The organism is Mesorhizobium sp. WSM4817 (assembly GCF_055811135.1).
This window is the reverse complement of sequence record NZ_JBVVQQ010000083.1, coordinates 1-1,957: the sequence shown is the minus strand read 5'-3', so window position 1 is coordinate 1,957 and position 1,957 is coordinate 1. Positions and strand designations below refer to the sequence as shown.

Annotated in this window: 1 pseudogene; it reads left to right on the top strand. The window is 58.3% G+C overall.

What is annotated here, in order from left to right:
- Positions 1 to 533: 533 nt before the first annotated feature.
- Positions 534 to 1,879, top strand: a pseudogene (locus AC0L2K_RS34775) (DUF4158 domain-containing protein); the annotation flags it as partial.
- Positions 1,880 to 1,957 lie beyond the last annotated feature (78 nt).

Genomic DNA, 1,957 nt, shown 5'->3' with positions numbered 1-1,957 from the left:
GCCAAACTGTCCCGACATTAGCGAAATCGCTGTCCGGGAATTAGCGGAACCCCTGTCCGGCTTTTGCGAAATGCGCAGGCAAATTGCACGTTTTCGCTCGAGTTACTTATTTCCAACAATGTAATCGGGTTGGCGTACATGGCCGACATGCGGTGACCTTGCCCCGCTGATCTAATCCAGAAGCCAACTGCCTGCGGGCAACGAGCGACTTGGCTCGCAGAGTCCTTTGGCAGCCCGCGAGTACAGGGAGCTGGTACACGAACTGATCCCGCAGACACGCGGCCTATATCAATCAAAGACAGCTACGGCCGATTTGATGGTGATGCCGTCATGGGGCTTCGGCGCATCTGAGGGGTCGGAACAAGAGCAGTGCGAAATCGTACGCTAAGGGCGAACGGATCATGAACTCTAGTGTAGTACTGCTGTGCAGCATCCGATCCCTGTGGATTGCCATCGCAGGGCACCAGTTTTGATTTCTTGCCCGACCGACTCGACGACGCTCCCGGCACATTAGTCGTGGATGGAGTTGGGCGATGGGTAAACGGAGGCTTCTCAAGGTTCAGGATCAACAGAGACTTTTCGATATACCAACCAATGATGACGGCCTCATCCGACACTATTCGTTGTCGCCGGCTGACAGGCTTGAGATTGGACTTCGCAGACGAGAACACAATCAGCTCGGATTTGCCGTTCAGCTCTGTCTGATGCGATATCCAGGCAGGGTGTTGGCGACCGACGAAACTCCGCCTCGCGCAATGCTAAAGTACGTTGCTGAGCAGATTGGCGCCGACGCTGGAAAGTTTGCGCTCTATCCACGCCGTGAAGAAACGCTTCGCGACCACACGGCGCGCTTGATGGTGTATCTGGGTACGAGAAGCGCGACAGAGCAAGACCGTCGAGCTGCTCTATTGGCTGCGCTCGGCACCCGAAGCGCCAGGTGCGTCAAACCTGGTCGGGCTGACCGAACGCATTGCCTTCCTGCGCAAGCTGGAAATCGATCCGACGTTGCAGGCGCGCATATCATCTGGACGGTGGGACCAGATGATCCGTGAGGGCAACGCCACGCCGGCATGGCTGGCCAACGACTTCAATGCCAGCCGTCGACACGCGCTGATCGTGGCGCAGATGATCAAGCTCGGCCAGAAGCTCACCGACGGCAGTGTCGATGTTCATCAAGCTGATAGGTCGGCTGGTCTCGCAAGCCAATAACCGCAAGAAGCAGCGACAGATGGATTGCAGGCCGGATACCGCCAAGGGACTACGCATGTTCCTGGACACGATCACAGCCCTGCAGTCCGCGAACGATTACGGTCGGAACGCGTTGGAGGTTATCGATCAGGAAGTTGGATGGCACCGGTTGCTTCGGATGAAGCCCGAGCTTGAGTCGATGGTCGAGAACAACGAGGGGTCGCCATTAACCTTAGCGGCCGAGCAATATGCGACCGTCAACAAGTATGCCGGCGCGTTCCTGCAGGCGTTCACGTTCCGCTCAGCGCGCCGCCACGATCCCCTTCTTGCGGCGATTTCGCTGCTGAAACGGCTCTATGCCGAGAAGCGGCGGACCCTTCCGGATCGCGTCCCGGTCACCCACCTCAGCCAAGCTGATCGACGGCTAATCCTCGAGCAGGAGAAGCCCGATCGCCGTTTCTATGAGATTGCAACGCTCGCGGTTTTGCGAGATCGGTTTAGATCTGCAGACATCTGGGTCGATGGCAGCCGATCTTTCCGACCGATCGACGAGCACCTGATGCCGCGGTCAACGTTCACTAGCCTGAAAGATGAAGGTCGCCTCGAACTTGGTGTCCAAGAGGACGGTGCGGCGTGGCTTGCCGAAGTGCGGCAGATGCTCGACTTCAACCTGAAGCGCCTGGCGCACAGGGGATGCTGGCCGTGGCTTCGTCGAGCACAAGGATCTTGGCGTCGGCCACCAGCGCCCGCGCGAAACTGATCAGCTGGC